The sequence below is a fragment of the Nocardia sp. NPDC052001 genome (genome assembly GCF_040680615.1).
Classification (GTDB): domain Bacteria; phylum Actinomycetota; class Actinomycetes; order Mycobacteriales; family Mycobacteriaceae; genus Nocardia.
Genome location: NZ_JBFAXC010000018.1, coordinates 70,738 through 85,468, shown reverse-complemented (window position 1 = coordinate 85,468; position 14,731 = coordinate 70,738). Strand labels below are relative to the sequence as shown.

Below are 14,731 nucleotides of genomic sequence, written 5' to 3'. Positions count from 1 at the left end.
ACCTCGGCGAATTACCGAGGGGGTATGGGAGCGAGATAATCGAGAGTTGCTTCATCGTCATCACCGCGGCCTTCGTTGATATCGATCGCCAGCAGTTGTTCGGATATCGACTCCTGCTGCTGATCGCCGTCGAGATATTCGATGACCCCGATCGCGGGTGGTTCTTCGAGCACCGGCACGTCCTGCGACTCTCCGGGCGCGAATGCCTTGGAGGGCTTGCGCTCGTCCCGGTCGCGACGACGCCTGACCCGAGGCGCGCTGACCCCGCGCGGTGCGGTGCGCGGCGCAATCGGTTGTGCCACAGGCTTTCCCGTGCCCATGCCGAAAGCCCTGGTGGGCATGCTGGACCAGTTCGTCGGCATCCGGAGCCCGGACGCGCTGCCGGACATCGCACCGAAACCGCTCGGCGTCATGCCCAGCGCCACCATGCTGCCCAGACCGCCATTGAGTCCGGCGAGGGTGCTGGAGTTCGGCGAGGCTCCCAGCAAGCCACCGTTCGAGGAAAGCGACGCGTCGCCACCCCCGTAACCGTCGGTGGGCATGGTCGGAAGTTCCGAAATCGGTTGCTGCGCTTGCGGAACGGTCGGCTGACCAGGTTGTTCACCGCCGGGCTGCCCGGGATCGCCACCCGGTTGACCTGGATTGCCGGGGTCACCACCGGGGTCGCCACCGGGTTGGCCGGGGTCGCCGGGTTGACCAGGCTGACCGGGACCATCGCTTGATCCACCGGGTGGCTGCGATCCCGTATCACCGCCGCCCGTGTCGGTGGTATAGGTGGGTCCGCCACCCGGATCATGCCCCGGCGTAAAAGGACCCGGTCCCGGGCCGCCCGGCGGCGCGCCGGGCGGCCCACCGCTCACAATCGGGGGCGCTTGACTGGGCGGTGGCAGCTGAGCCATCAGCGCATTTGTCGCACCCGCATAGGTAGTCATCACCACGACCGCTCGCGCCCACTCGGCCATGTACAGTCCCTCGAGCGCGGCCACCGTTACGGCACCCACGCCGAGACTGCTCGAGCTGAGCGCGGACGCCGCGACGATAGCGGCCTGAATGGTCTCGATTTCCGCAACGGTTGGCATGGTGGCAAGGGCCGTGGCGTTGGCAGCGGCGACCCCGGCCGCAATAGCGGAGGTGGCAGCCGCGGCATCGCCTTCGGTCCGCAGCCAATTGGCGTGGTTGCGGAAAGCACCCTGGGCCGTATCTGCGGAGGGGCCCTTCCAGATCACCTCCATCTGGCCCATGCTTCCGTCCGATGCTGCTGCCGCGGTGTGAAAGCCCTCGGCGATCGCGGCGTACGCGGCCGCGGTTTTGAGCATCTCCTCCGGCCCCGGGCCGGCGAACAGTCGTGCGGAATTCACTTCCGGCGGCAGCGCCGCGAAGTCGACCATGGCATCACTCCGAACCGGATGTGGGGCCTATGCCTGGAACCGCGCGCCCGCCGCACCGATACCGACGCCGCCCAGCCCGTCTTGGCCGCCGTAGGCGCCGCTGACGGGATAGATCATTTCGGCCCCGGCCAGCAGATGTGCCAGTCCGGGTACGGTGACCGCGAAATGCTGTGCGGTTTGCGCGATGAAGCGGGCCGACACGAGCGCACTTACCGAATCGGCACCGGCGGGGATCGGGACCGCCTGGTGCAGTTGCGAGCCGACGACCGAGGAGAGGCTCGCGTGAATAGTTTGGAGCTGCCCGCCGATACCGGGGAGCTCTTCGGGTGCGACATCGACGAACATTGATCGTCTCCTTGCGACTATTCGATTGCTCGAATGGAGCGGTATGTGAGAAACGCTATTGCATTCCCACACATGGGAATACGTCTCGAATGCCACACGACACCTGCCGGAAGAAGCAGGCGACTCACTCCTGTTCAGCCGTGACAGCCGCCTGCACCAGGTCGCGGCGCGCGTGCAGGGGTTCGACGAATATGCCTCGCCCCACCGGCTGCTTGGTGGGCTTCACATCGCCGATCAGCATGCCGTCCAATCTCGAACCGTCCATGATGAGTCCCGAGGAGTTCAGATTCTTCATCTGCCCCAAGATGTTGTCGTACATGGCGGAATCGGACTGGGCGATATTGCGCGCCGCTATCACGTGCAGGCCGGTGTCGCGACCATCGACAATGAGATCCTTCAACGGATCGAGCGGGTTCATCTGCCCACGCTGGGCCACCATGTGGTAATCATCGATGACCACGAAGATCTCCGGCCCGTTCCACCAGGAGCGCTCCTTGAGCTGCTGCGCGGTCACCCCGTCCGGCGCGCGCCGCTGGCGCATGCGATCGGCGAAACCGCCGAGCCCCTCGTGCAAATCGCGTTCGCTGGTGAGATATCCGATCAGATGTTCTTCGGGGACGACGTCCATATGGTGTCGGCGGTAGTCGATCAGCAGGATGCGCGCCTGGTCCGGGGTGAATTGCCGATGGATCGAATTCAGCAGGGCACCGATGACCGTCGACTTCCCACAACCCGAGGAGCCGAGCACCATCATGTGAGTGGAGACGCCGAAGTCGATGGCCGCCGGTGTCAGATCGGATTCGCGCAGACCGAACGGCACCACCATCCGCTGCGCGGGAGTGGTCGGCGCGGGTATTCCCGCGGTGACTTCCTCGAGCGTGATCCGCGCCGGCAACAGTTTCACTTCCGGTGCTTGACGGCCGGGGTACTGGCGGATCAGGGATTCGATAGCCGCGTTCATTCCCGCTGCGGTGGAGTCCACCTCCGAGACGCCGTCGATACGCGGCAGCGCGGTAAGCATGTGCAACGCCTCGGTGGAGATACAACGGCCCGGACGATTCGCGGGAATGGCCGCGACGACCTGCCGCTGAGTGGTGAAAACGGTATCGGTGAGGTCGCCGAGTCGCATCTCCAGGCGCGTCTGCAGCAGATCCTTGATAGCGGCGCGAATGGCCGCCCAGCGCGAGCTGGTGATGACCAGGTGGATACCGTAGTTGAGCCCCTGCAGCGCAAGCGATTCCACCACCGACAGGTATTCGTCATAGAAGGGGCCGTTGCTGGAGAACCCGACATCCCAGCCGTCGATGACGAGGAATACATCGCCATGCAAATCGCCATAGGCGTTGAGCTGGGCCGATTCTCGCGGCGATGCGCGCCGACGGCGGAATTCGCGCATCGAGTCGATACCCAGTTCACCGAACAGGTTCTGCCGGTGCGCGAGCAGATTGGTCAGCAGTGCGAAGGTACGCCGGACCCGGTCCACATCGCGGATCGAGGCGATCGACCCGACGTGCGGCAGATTGCGCAACCCGGCCAGGCCGCTGGAGAAGTCCATGCAGTAGAACTGCATCTGTTCGGGGGTGTGGGTGAGGGCCGCGGAGAGCACCAGGCTCTGTACCGCAGTCGATTTGCCGGACTGCGGTCCACCGACGATCGCGACGTGTCCGCCCGCGGCGGACAGGTCCACCGTCCATACATCCTGGCGTTGCAGGCGCGGCTGGTCGACGATCGCCCAGGGCAATTGCAAGGTGCCCGGCACCGCGTTCTGCACCAGCTGATCCAAGGTGGGCGCGACATTCAACGGCGGCAACCACATTCGATGTGCCGGCCGGCCATGCCCGGCGAGCTGCTGCAGCACGGTCTCCATCACCGTCACCGGCTCGACGTCGATCACCTCGGGCTCGGGCGCGGCCACCGGTTCGATGACGGTGCTCTGGGTTTCGGCGATAGCGGCCGCGGTGAATCGTTGCGGCGCTCGATAGCCGCCACCGGCGCGGCGTGCACGCTGTGTGCCGACCGTATTCGCCTGCATCGGGGCGATATAGGGCGAGCCCACGTAGGCCGCCTGGAAACGCTGCAGATCGCCCGCGCCCACCCGCAGATAGCCCGCGCCGGGCTTCTTGGGCAGGTGGTAGGCATCGGCGGTGCCGATGGCATCGCGCGAATCGCTGGTCTGGTTGGTGCGCAACGCGATTCGATACGATAGGTGCGCCTCCAACTCACCCATCCGGCTGGAGGGCACCTTCTGCGAGGCGAGCAGCAGGTGGATACGCAGTGATCGACCCAGTCGGCCGATGGCGACGAACAGTTTGGAGAAGCTGGGGTGCTGTTCGAGCAGTTCGGCGAATTCGTCGAGAATGATCAGCAGGGTCGGCATGGGCTCGAGTTGCGCACCCTGTTCGCGCGCACGCTCGTAATCCGCGACACTCGCGAAATTGCCCGCATCACGCAGAATGCGTTGCCGCCGTGCCATTTCGCCGTTGATCACATCTTCCATACGGGTGACGAGATCGGCCTCCTCCTCCATATTGGTGACCACCGCGGTCACATGGGAGAGACGATCGAAGCCCAGGAAGGTCGCACCGCCCTTGAAGTCGACCAGTAGCAGGTTCAGTTGATCCGGGGAGTGCGTGGTCACGGCGGAAAGCACCAGCGTGCGAAGGAATTCCGATTTGCCGGAGCCGGTCGCCCCGATGCACATGCCGTGCGGACCCATCCCCTCCTCGGCGGATTCCTTGATATCGAGGTGGACCAGGCTGCCCGCCGGGTCGTATCCGAATGGCACATTCAACCGCGAGCGGTCGATATCGCGGATCGGCCGCCAGGTTCGATCCGGCTGGATATCACCGGGATCGGTGATCCCGACCATGTCCTCCCAGGTGGTGCCGCCCGCTTGTTCCGCTGCCACGGCTTCGACCACGGTGGACAGGCGGTAAGGGGCGAGGCTGCGGGCCAGCGCGGTGCAGGAGCTGACGGACATGGCGTCGGCCCGGCCGACCCGGCGCCTGCCACGCGCGGAGATCTCGTACAGCGACCGGTCCGCGTCCACGCTGAAGCGCAGCGCGCGCGGTAGCGGCTGTTCGGTGTCGCCGAGCCGCAACCAGGTGCAGCCGTCGATGCCGGAGATATCGCGTTCGTTCGCCGCACCGCCGACCCCGACGATCAGCAGAAAATGCTTACGCTCCAGCGACGGTTGGCTATTGGCCGAGAAGGGTCCGCGATTGAGCCCGGCCAGCACTTTGGCCCGGAGCTCGGCGACCGAGCGGTACACCATGCGGCTCGAACCGATGGCGTCCTTGTCGGCGGGATGCTGGGTGTGCGGCAGCCATTTCAGCCACGCCCACTCCGGCGCGTCCGGATCGGACAGCACCGCGGCGACGCCGACCTGGTCCGGACCGTGCAGCACAGCGGTTTCCGCGAGCATGGCGCGCACCAGGCCCGCGACGGCCGCCGCGTCGCCGTCCAATCCGATCTCGGGCGCGGACAGCAGATTGATCGCCACCGGCATACCGCCGACCGTCGAGTACGCCTTGGCGAATCGCGTCACCTCGACCACGCCGACCGGATCCAGATCCGCCAGCGGCGCGGCCTCGGGAACGATTACGCGGACCTGGTTGGCGATGCGACCGCGTCCCACCCGGATCCGCAGGAACTGCGGGCTGGCGACCTGCACCTCCCACATGCGCTGGCCGCCGATCAGACGAGCGACGCTATCGGGACCGGGGTGAGTGTGTGCCAGGTACTTCTGGAGTTCGGCTTCGGTGGCGCGCACCGACTTCCGGTTCTCGGCGATGCTGCGCAGGTAGTCCTTGCGCTCCTCGTTGAGTGAGGCCGCGCCGCCGGAACCATTACCGCCCATCGCGCCGCCCATGGTCCCGAACATGGACACCAGCATCATGATCGGGAACATCATCGCCATGGGATTCATGGCCCCGCCGCCGCGGAACATCATGACCATCATTCCGCCCATGCCCGCCATCATCACGACGGGCATGATCATCCGAAGCCGGGACGGCGGAACGGGTTTAGGCAGTTCGGTGGGCGGTTGCAGGCGCAGTTCGGCCACCGCCGGCGCCTTGGGCCCGCGCACCATGCGGGCGGGACGGACGAAACGGCGCGTGGTGGTCACGGTTGTCCTCCGGGCAGTGGCGCGGCGGCGCGGTCGGCGGCGATGCCATCGTGCTGAATACGGGCATCACGTTGGGAAAGGGTGGGGCCGACCGCGAAGAGCGAGATAATGGCCCACGGCGCGGGAATGGGGTTGCGTAATGCCAGCGCGGTCAGGGTGGCATCGCTCGTGCTGCCGCCACGCGCGTCGATGCCATAGCGCACCCCGCTGTCCGAGACCCAGAACATCGCTTCGCGCAGCGGCGAGGCCGGATCGATTCCGGTGACGCGCACGAAGCTGCCTGTATCGCGCGGCAGGTAGGCCGCATCGGCGGTGGCCCCGCGTGAACCGCTGGCGGTGACGAGCGGCACCGTGCGGGCAATTTCGTCGGTGGCGAGCGGCAACTGCCGCCCGACCAGCAGTTCGGTGCTCGCGTTCGGATCGGCGGCCGCGTGCGTCCAGTGGTAGCAGGTGATGCTGTCGCGTTCGGGATCGGCGATGCGCACGGCGGCGGTGGGATAGCTGGTGGTGCCGGGCCAGCCGCCGGGACGCAGGTTGGTGGCGATGACGTCCGGGCCGACCGCGATGGCCGAGACCGCCCCGTGCGAATCGGCATTGCGCACCATGGCCGCCAGCACCGAACTGATCTGCACCACACCCGATTGCGAGACCAGATAGTAGGCCGCGCCGCGGTCGACGGTGGACACCGACAGCACCGAGCCGACGGCGACCGAGAGCCCCGAAGGCAGGACGATGGCTTGGCCCGCGCCGGGCACGGCGGGCACCCGCAGCGGAGGCACCTCCGGAATGGCCTCGAGCAGACCGGCCGACGCCGGTAGCACCGGCGCGGTGGCATCGATCCCGAGCGCGAGCGTTACCGGGGAATCAGCGAGATTGATGGTGGCCCTGACTATTCCGCGATCGTGGTCGCGATACACCAGCCAGGTGATCGAGCCCTCGCGTAACAGCCGGGCCTGGGTATCGCCGAGCGGACGGATGGCGTCACCGTCGATCGTCAGCCGACCGCCGATCGCGATCGTGCGCACAGGGGAGCGACTGGTGGTGGGCAGGCCGGTGGCCGGATCGGTCGGACCCGCCGAACCGGTTGCGGTGGTGTCGCATACAGCCCAGGAGGAGTCGCGGTCATTACTGTCCGAGATGGCGTTCGGCGCACCGGCGATTCCCACGATCGGCCCGCGTGGGAGCTTGGCCAATTCCTCCTTGGATACCTGCACCGGATTCTCGGCGGCGCCGATCACCAGCCGCGCCGAGGTGAGATTCAGCGCGGGATGCAGACGCCCGCCCACCCGCACATATAGTGCACCAGTGCCTTTTTCGGCGACGATGCGCGAATCACCGAGCGGCTTCGCCGGTTTGAAGAAGGCCAGCACGGCCGATCCGGCGATGACCACACACGCCATGGCGATGCCGATCGACAGCGCGGTGGAACGCCCGCGCTGCGGATCATCGATCATGGAGGCGTCCCGCCGGACCAGCGCGTGTTCGATGCGCCGGAACAGGAAACGCCAGCCGGAGATCTGGTGTTTGGTCACCACCCGGAAGCGAGCCACCGTCGTGTGTTTCCTTCCCGTCGCGCCGATCAGTTCGTGGCGGCCGGTGCCAGCCCTTCCAGGGCGGCGGTGATATCCGCTTCGGAGATGGTCATCAGTTCTTCATCGGTCATGGCCGCCACATTGGCCAGCTCGCGGGTGAATCGGTAGTCGCGTTCGGCCTCAGCGGCTTCCACCACATTGCGCACGAAGCGGCCGTTACCGGCGAGATCGATCAGGCGGCGACCATTGCGGGCTTGCCCGGACAACCGTTCGCAGCGCTCGTGCAGAGTGTGCTTGGCGTCGTACGAGAGGATCGAGTCCTTGTGCTGGGCGATATGTTCGGCGATGCGCACCAGCTCGTCCGCGTCATAGCTGGCGAAGCGAATCCGTTTGGTGAAGCGCGACGCGAGACCATCGTTCGAGGCCAGGAACCGGTCGATCTGGTCCTCGTACCCCGCGATGATCACCACGAGTTTGTCGCGGTCGTTCTCCATCCGGGCCAGCAGCGTATCGACCGCTTCCTTGCCGAATGCGTCACCGCCCGAAAGCCCTTCCTGGATAAGGGTGTACGCCTCGTCGATGAACAACACTCCGCCCAGCGCCGAGTCGATCAGCGCGTTGGTCTTGGGTGCGGTGTGACCGAGATGAGTGCCGACCATATCGTTGCGGGACACCTCGACCACATCCGCGTTCTGCACCACGCCGAGACCGGCGAAGATCTTGGCGATGACGCGGGCGATCGTGGTCTTACCCGTTCCGGGCGGCCCGGAGAAGATCAGGTGATGGGACCGGGAGTCAACGGCCAGACCGCGTTTGGCGCGCACCTGATCCATCAGCACCCCGGACTTGAGACGGTCCACCTGTTCCTTGACCGAGTCCATGCCGATCTGGGCCTGTAGCAGATCCGAAGCCTCGGTGAGCAGGGATTCGCGTTCGTCGCGCGCGGCGGAGGCCGCCACTTCGGCCGGATCGTCTCCGGTGCGCGCATCCCAGCGGTTGGTGCGGGTGGAAATGACCTCGGCGCTGGTGATCTCGAACCGATAGTTCTTGTCCGCGACCGCGCGCTGCCAATCCTCGTGCTGGGACCACAGCGCGGATCCCTGCAGCCCCTTCAGGATTCGGTCGGCGGCCTCATGATCTCCGTTGTGCCGCAACACCATTCCGAGCAGGAAGTGTGCGTCCGCCCAGATATACGAGAGGCTGCCCGAGGAGCTGTCCTCCACAATGCGCTGCGCCCGAGGCTGCGCCTCACCGAAGCGACCCAGATGCGCGAGCGCCTGGGCTGTCATCAGTTCGGCGGCGATATCGAGCAGATTGTCGTCGAGTACCGGCTTGCTCGCCCGGAATTCGATGACATCGGGCCAGCGGTGGGTGCGGAAATACAGTGAGAGCCGGACGAAGTCGGCGACGTCGTCCGCGGGCAGCTGATCGAGAATGGCCGTGGCCTCATCCCATTCACCGCCCTCGGCGTATTTGCAGGCCTGTGCGAGCGCGATCTGATCGCGATCCGACATCGCCACTCGCAGCCCGTACATGCCGATTTCGACCTGGCACCACAGTGATCGGTCGGGCAGTCCCGCGCGCTGTTGATCCCGGTACAGATTGTGGACGGAGCGATAGGCCCCGTAGATGACTTCCCCGGAGATCTCCCCGGCCATGGCCAGCCCGAGCCAGGCATCGCACATATCCGGATCGAGGTCGGTCGCCGCATGGAATGCCGCCAGCGCGTGCTGGTCGTTGCGCACTCCCCCGGAAACCAATCCGAGACTTTGAATCCCTGTGTAGAACGCGTCCTCGGCCGCTGACAACTCGGACTTCCCTTCCACCGATTTCGTCTGCACGAAGGTTAGAGGCGAAGGCCGCCAGGACATTTCCCATCATTGGGAATACCCGTGCGGCGTTTGCCCGCGATCACCTCGCGCTTCCCACGAGGGGGAATCGGTGGTCGCCGAAACCCGTTGAAATATGCCAACATTCGTTGTGCCGTTGATTGACGGCATGATGGATCGATACCACCCTGCCCCTCATCGGGTTGGTATCGACCCAGTGGCTGGAGCCCCCGCGATCCGGGTATGCCAGCCGCCTCGGACATGGTTTGTCGAAAATCCCTCCCCACGACAACCTGCTCCACGGACGGCCGGTGGTCTGGGACACCACCGGCCGATCCGGAAAACCCCTACGCGCAGGTCGGACTGAAAGTCGCTGCGCTCATCGGGCGAAAACGTTGCGCCGCAGGCACATCCAGTGCTGCCACCACACCACCGCCGGTATCGGGATCGGCCGCGTTGAGCCGAATGCTGTGCTGTGCGTGCGCACCGCCCGATACCTCGGCCCGCGCTCCGGTGCGCCAGCCGAACGGCACGGTGTGCACCCGTTCCCCGCTGTGCGTCAGCCGTTCGGTGACTTCGGCGAGCAGATCGAGCGAATCCGCCAGATCCGTCAGTAACTCGGTCCCTGTCGCCGCGCGTTCATCCCGGCCGGGTGGCCGTAGATAGCCGTCGATGACCACCGAGGTCGCCTCGGTGCGCGCGATGAGCTTGCGCACCAACTTGGCCGCGGCCGCGCCGAGAAGCAGATCGCCGTGTTCGAGCGCGATCGAGACCACCAGGCATTCGCTGAATTTGTGTGCCTTGCCGACCTCGCCCTCGGCCACCCCGACCGCACAGGCCGACGGTGTGGTGACCGCGTATTCGAAAGTGCGACAACGACTACTCTGAATCAGCATGGCACCCGCCCTTTCCCGTGGGCGTCGAACGACACTGCCGCTCGACCGGCAGCGCAGTCTGCCGAATCCGGGTCGTGCTGACTAACCTCATCGAATCTCCGAGCCGATTGATTCCGGATCATGTCGCCGTGTGACCCCGGGCTCATTTTCTTAACCCGTCGGCGAAGTGTGCATCGACTCTACGACCGGGACGAGCGGCATTCAGGTACCAGAAAGCGTCAGCTGAGGGCCAATTCGCGCCATCGCAACCGCACGGTGGTATCTCACCCGCTGTTCGCAGGATGCCCGATGTGGCGCGTTCGGTGACTTCCCAGGCCGGGGAAGCGCCCGCGCTGGCCGATGCGGCCTAGTCGGAGATCCAATGATGGAAAGGGAGTGAGGAAATCAGATGATCCCCAGCAGTCCCGTACAGCACATCCCCACCTTGGTCTCGATCTACGAACTGGGACTGAACGAGTGGTATCGCGTCGCTGAATTCCGGCTCAACGCACAGGGTTCGGTGGAACTCCGGCTGCACAATGGCAGCGCGTGCCCGCTCGCACTGCACTGGTACCGCGAAGGCATCGAGACACCGGCGACCGTCCCGCCGGTCACGGCCGCCGACGGGCCGGACTTCATGCGCGCGCTGCTGCGGCCGTTTTTGATGAGCTACTGCCGGATAGTGGACGAAAGCCCCAGGCCCGCAATTCATCCGGGCGCGGACTCTCCCCAGCGGTGGCAGCACCACCGCGTCGGCACGGCTTAGGTTGGACCGATGGTGCAATCGACTCCGTCGCCGTCGACAGGGGCGCAGCACGGGCCCGATCCGAAACGCACAGCGACCCGCCCGCTGAGTGAGGGGTGGCCGTATATCGCAGTGGCGCTGGCGAATTCCGCGGTCTTCTACCTGATGTTCAAGCCATGGCTGACCGCCACGGGCTGGGACGGCTTCGGCGTGGTCAACGCTTTCGGCCGCCTGCGTCGCACGACCAGACACCTGAATCTGTGGTCCCAGTCTCCGCCACCGGTCGGGATCATCAGCAACACCTGGGCGGTACTCGCGTCCGTTGCCATCGTCATCACCGTGGTGGCGGCGATCCGGGCCAGCCGGTACCGCAGTTCAGCGACCGAAACACTCACTGCCATAGCGGCATTGGCTGCGGCGATCTTCGTGGCAGCGGACCTCTACCACCTCAACGCAGCCATCCCGAAGGTGCAATTGGCGGTGTCGATGAGCAAGGATCTGAGTGCACAGCTCGGCTTGGCGATCGGCGCGCTGCGCGGCACCACCGAGTACCCCTGGCCCGGCAAGGAATCACAGCTCCGCGTGGCCGGATTGACGTCCACCGCGTTGATCGCCTTTGCCATCACCGTGGTCTCGGCCGCGGTGGCCGCGTTACGCGCCAGACGTGGTCTGCTGCACCTGACAAAAGCTGTGGCCGCTCGCATCCTCTAGCTGTCGCCGACCAATTCCATTCACACAGAAGCGATTCCGAATGACCGGTGCGACCGTCCTGCGAAACCGGGACTTCCTGCTGCTGTGGTCCGGCAACGCCATCTCCCATGTCGGGTTGCAGGGCGCACGCATCGCCTATCCGCTGCTGACGCTGTTACTCACCGATTCGCCGATCGCGGCGAGTCTGGTTGCCTTCGCGATCGCCGCGCCGGGACTGGTGTTCGAGATTCCCGCGGGGGTCGCGGCTGACCTCTGGGATCGCAGGCAGACCCTGATCCTTTGCCAGCGTATGGGTTTGGCGGCCACCCTGCTCGCCGCTGCCGTCATCGTCGCGCGGCCACCGGGCCTGGCGTTCTTCCTCGCCATCGCGGCCTTCACCGAAGGCACAGCGTATGTCTTCTTCAATACCGCTGAGCTGGTTCTGATTCGGGACGTCGTCAGCGAGGAAGAGCGCCCCGCCGCGTTCGCATTCCTGGAGGCCGAGCAACCGATCGCCAATATGATGGGCCGATCGCTCGGTGGGGCACTGCTCGGCATCGCACGCGGGCTGCCTTTTCTCGCCAATGCCGCTTCCTACCTCTATTGCCTGTGGACCCTGTCCAGAATTCGCAGTCGGGACCAGGCCACACCCGCTCCCGCGAAAGCCACCCGGATCTGGGACTGGGATCAGGTCCGGATCGGCATGCGGCATCTTGCCCAGGATCCCTTCGCGCGCGATTCCATGATCATCCTGGCGGTATCCAACGGCATCATCCAGGTCCTCATACTGCTGATCACGCTCTCGGTGAAGCACGGTGGCCACGCGACGTGGACCGTCGGTGTTGTACTCGGAGCGACCGGTATCGGCGGTCTGCTGAGCGCGGTGCCCGCGGCGCGATTCGGCAATCGTCTCGATCCACAGCGGGTGCTGACGGCCTCGCTGTGGGCCTGGACGCTGCTGGCCGTGCCGATCGCGATCACCTCGAATCCGTTGGTCCTCGGCATCTGCTGGATGGGTGTGGGATTCGTCGGAACCATGGTCAACGTTCCGCTAACCCTGTACCGGGTGCGGGTCTACCCCGAAGAACTGATCGGCCGAATCTTCGGAGCCAGCAAGCTCATCTCGCACGGCGGCACCGCCGCGGGCGCGCTGGCCTCCGGGGTACTGGTGTCGATCTTCGGCACGGGGGCGCTGGGATGGATGCTGGTCGTGGGTATGGCGGTATTGGCGCGAAAGGCTCGACGGCTGACCGCACCTGTACCGTCCGTGCCCGCACCGCCCCCGCCCACACGCGTCCCGACCCCACCGCCCGGAACCTGGATTGCCAGGGTGTCCACACACGGAACCGGTGTGGGCAGGGATGGCGATCGCGCACGGCCCTGATCGATCAACGGTCTTCTCGCCGCTCGGGCGGTCGATCGTGCTTTTGGTCCGGGTCGGCGTCGGAACCTCCCTTGGGGACCGGAGGTCGCTGTACGGGAGACGGAGCCGTGACTCGTGGCGCCGGCGTCGGTGCCTCCGGAGCGAAAACCTTTGCCGCGGTGTCGGCCGCACGCCCTATCTTCGTCCACGGCGTGGAGCTGACGCCACGCTGCCGTGGTTCGCGCGCGGACCGGTCGCGGACCTCGGATTCCGCCGCTGCGGTTTCGGCGTCGGAACGCTGATTGCGGTTCGCGCGAGGGGGGCGTCGACGGCGCGCGAGTCCACCGCGCCACGGGTTGGACGCGGTCCGGCCACCCGGCGGGGTTCCCATCGCCATCGAATCCGCACCCAGCACAGTCGATTTGCCTCCGTCACCGCTGTTGGTCGTCGCATCGGTGCCGGTGCCGAGAGTTCGCGACGTGTAATCCTCCACGGACGCGCGCGAGTTCGGAATTTCGCTTCCCGACACGGAAGGTGTTGTGACGCCAGGCATCTCGACCTGATTCGAGGACTGCGGCGCGGAGATCGCCGTACCCGCGTCCGCGCCGATGGGCTGGACCGATTGCGCACCCACCGATCCCCGTGGAAGCCCGCCGTTGTCTCCCCAAAGAGCGGAACTTGTTTTGGGGCTCACGGAACTCGATCGCGGTGCCTCCACATTCGCCGGTGCCGACACCGGGTTCGCCGCCGGGGCGGTCGAGCTGGGACCCGATCCGGTCGATGCTCCGGCTCCTTTCGAGTTCGACTCGTGCACAGCCGGATTCGATCCCGGCCGAGTTGCGTTGACATTGGCGGGAGCAGTCGGCGCCGATACCGCGTCGGTATGCACCGGGAGCTGCGGCCCGCCCGTGACAGCGGGGGGAAGGATGACCGGCGGCGACTGCACCTGCATTGGACGAACGGGGGGCGGGGCGATCGACAGGCTTTGGTTTCCGGGTGGCGTCGGGTCGGGTCGAGGGGTCGCGATCGCGTCCGTCCTGGGATCACGAGACGTGTCGTTCGGAGATTCCAGATCGCGACCACCGGCGGTGGTGAAATCCAGCCCTCCCACCTTGTCGGCGAAGTCCTGTGCGTGCGAGAGCATTTGGTCCGCGTAGGCATCCAGTGCATCCGCGTAGCGCAGCACTTCCTCCGGATCGATCCGCATCGGCGGTGCTGAGGAACTGCTCGGCGGCGCGGGCAGATCCAGGACGTCGGCCACCATGTTGTGCAGCGTGCCGCCGATCATGCGATCGATGAGATGCGCGAGCGGTTCGATCGCCTTGCCCAGCACCTCGGCGAGGATGTAGGCGATCAGCACCTGCTCCATCACCGAGAGCAGCTTGTTCGCCGCCGCCGGAAGCGCCTGCGCCGCAATGGCGGAGAGCCCGCCGGTGGCGAAGGTTCCCGCCAGGGAAGCGAGATACATCGACGCCAGGGCGGCGAGTTCGGCCAGCACCGCGGCCTTGGTCACGGCGATCACCTCGGCCGCGACATAGAGCGCTTTCGACACGATGTCGCAGGCGCGGTCGAGCTCGGCCATATGCGTCGCGCTCATCCGCGCCCACATGGTGATCAGCTGCTGGTAGGAGTAGCCGGACCAGACGGCGCCCATATTCTGGATGACTCCGGTCGCACCCTCATGACTCTCGCGCACCTTGGCAGCGAAATTCCCTACGTGCGCGGCTAATTCGCGGACCTGGTCCTCATTGATATCGGGATACGGCACACCCGCGAAATTGAGGAACAGCGCCACCTCGTGCGGTATCTCGATGGCCATATCCGCCTACAGCGTG

10 protein-coding genes are annotated in these 14,731 nt (G+C 65.9%); 3 read left to right on the top strand and 7 right to left on the bottom strand.

Annotated features, from left to right (window positions below; translation table 11 throughout):
* Positions 1–11: 11 nt before the first annotated feature.
* The 6 genes from AB0L82_RS41070 to AB0L82_RS41045 all read right to left on the bottom strand — a co-directional run bounded on the left by AB0L82_RS41070 (position 12) and on the right by AB0L82_RS41045 (position 10,119).
* Positions 12–1,388, bottom strand: coding sequence for a PPE domain-containing protein (locus AB0L82_RS41070; RefSeq protein WP_364650059.1), 1,377 nt, complete (start codon positions 1,386–1,388; stop codon positions 12–14).
* 27 nt (positions 1,389–1,415) lie between these two features.
* Positions 1,416–1,733 (bottom strand): PE domain-containing protein, encoded by a 318-nt coding sequence (locus tag AB0L82_RS41065; RefSeq protein WP_364650056.1) that lies wholly within the window; start codon positions 1,731–1,733, stop codon positions 1,416–1,418.
* A 124-nt stretch (positions 1,734–1,857) separates the two neighbouring features.
* A complete protein-coding gene (gene eccCa, locus AB0L82_RS41060) occupies positions 1,858–5,862 on the bottom strand; it encodes a type VII secretion protein EccCa (RefSeq protein ID WP_364650054.1) in 4,005 nt (1,334 codons plus the stop codon).
* Complete coding sequence (gene eccB, locus AB0L82_RS41055; RefSeq protein ID WP_364650051.1) at positions 5,859–7,412, bottom strand: type VII secretion protein EccB; 1,554 nt, start codon at positions 7,410–7,412, stop codon at positions 5,859–5,861. The genes eccCa and eccB overlap by 4 nt, the downstream gene beginning before the upstream one ends.
* 29 nt (positions 7,413–7,441) lie before the next feature.
* A complete protein-coding gene (gene eccA / locus AB0L82_RS41050) occupies positions 7,442–9,202 on the bottom strand; it encodes a type VII secretion AAA-ATPase EccA (RefSeq protein WP_364650047.1) in 1,761 nt (586 codons plus the stop codon).
* A gap of 368 nt (positions 9,203–9,570) precedes the next feature.
* The gene (locus AB0L82_RS41045) at positions 9,571–10,119 is read right to left on the bottom strand and encodes a hypothetical protein (protein ID WP_364650043.1); all 549 of its coding nucleotides are present in this window, start codon (positions 10,117–10,119) and stop codon (positions 9,571–9,573) included.
* Positions 10,120–10,507: 388 nt separating this feature from the next.
* Here AB0L82_RS41045 and AB0L82_RS41040 point away from each other — a divergent pair, with 388 nt between their 5' ends.
* From AB0L82_RS41040 to AB0L82_RS41030, 3 genes are read left to right on the top strand one after another with little or no spacing between them, the layout of a single operon-like run.
* Positions 10,508–10,864, top strand: coding sequence for a hypothetical protein (locus AB0L82_RS41040; RefSeq protein ID WP_364650040.1), 357 nt, complete (start codon positions 10,508–10,510; stop codon positions 10,862–10,864).
* A gap of 9 nt (positions 10,865–10,873) precedes the next feature.
* Positions 10,874–11,554, top strand: coding sequence for a hypothetical protein (locus AB0L82_RS41035; protein ID WP_364650037.1), 681 nt, complete (start codon positions 10,874–10,876; stop codon positions 11,552–11,554).
* Between the two features lie 40 nt (positions 11,555–11,594).
* Positions 11,595–12,917: an MFS transporter gene (locus AB0L82_RS41030; protein ID WP_364650034.1), complete on the top strand. Its 1,323-nt coding sequence runs from the start codon at positions 11,595–11,597 to the stop codon at positions 12,915–12,917.
* Positions 12,918–12,921: 4 nt separating this feature from the next.
* Here AB0L82_RS41030 and AB0L82_RS41025 read toward each other — a convergent pair whose 3' ends face one another.
* Positions 12,922–14,715, bottom strand: coding sequence for a hypothetical protein (locus tag AB0L82_RS41025; RefSeq protein ID WP_364650032.1), 1,794 nt, complete (start codon positions 14,713–14,715; stop codon positions 12,922–12,924).
* Positions 14,716–14,731: the final 16 nt, after the last annotated feature.

What these genes read in the sequence shown, in the direction of transcription:
- AB0L82_RS41030 (WP_364650034.1), top strand. Translation starts at nt 11,595, where the DNA reads ATGACCGGTGCGACCGTCCTGCGAAACCGGGACTTCCTGCTGCTGTGG.
- AB0L82_RS41070 (WP_364650059.1), bottom strand. Translation starts at nt 1,388, where the DNA reads ATGGTCGACTTCGCGGCGCTGCCGCCGGAAGTGAATTCCGCACGACTG.
- AB0L82_RS41040 (WP_364650040.1), top strand. Translation starts at nt 10,508, where the DNA reads ATGATCCCCAGCAGTCCCGTACAGCACATCCCCACCTTGGTCTCGATC.
- AB0L82_RS41025 (WP_364650032.1), bottom strand. Translation starts at nt 14,715, where the DNA reads ATGGCCATCGAGATACCGCACGAGGTGGCGCTGTTCCTCAATTTCGCG.
- AB0L82_RS41035 (WP_364650037.1), top strand. Translation starts at nt 10,874, where the DNA reads ATGGTGCAATCGACTCCGTCGCCGTCGACAGGGGCGCAGCACGGGCCC.
- AB0L82_RS41045 (WP_364650043.1), bottom strand. Translation starts at nt 10,119, where the DNA reads ATGCTGATTCAGAGTAGTCGTTGTCGCACTTTCGAATACGCGGTCACC.
- AB0L82_RS41065 (WP_364650056.1), bottom strand. Translation starts at nt 1,733, where the DNA reads ATGTTCGTCGATGTCGCACCCGAAGAGCTCCCCGGTATCGGCGGGCAG.